Raw genomic sequence first — 279 nt, 5'->3', positions numbered from 1 at the left:
GCCTGTTCTCCTGCTTCTCGAATGGTATTTTCAACTTCTTTTTGAGCCTTTTCAACCATCTCTTCGATTCTTGCAGGATGGATTCTTCCGTCAACAATTAGTTTTTCCAATGCAATCCTGGCAACTTCTCTTCGAATTGGATCAAACCCTGAAAGTACTACGGCTTCTGGTGTGTCGTCGATAATCAGGTCAATACCGGTAAGCGTTTCAAGGGTTCTAATATTTCTACCTTCTCTACCGATTATCCGGCCTTTCATTTCATCATTTGGTAGAGCTACA

General features: G+C 41.9%; 1 protein-coding gene. It reads right to left on the bottom strand.

The annotated features are described in order from the left end of the window. Nucleotides 1-279: KH domain-containing protein (locus ACKX14_RS15700; RefSeq protein ID WP_422449310.1), on the bottom strand; the 279-nt coding region annotated here is incomplete at both ends.

Source organism: Thermorhabdus hydrogeniformans (assembly GCF_049310025.1).
Classification (GTDB): domain Bacteria; phylum Bacillota; class Thermosediminibacteria; order Thermosediminibacterales; family Tepidanaerobacteraceae; genus JBJYKD01.
This window is presented reverse-complemented; position numbering and strand designations above follow the sequence as displayed.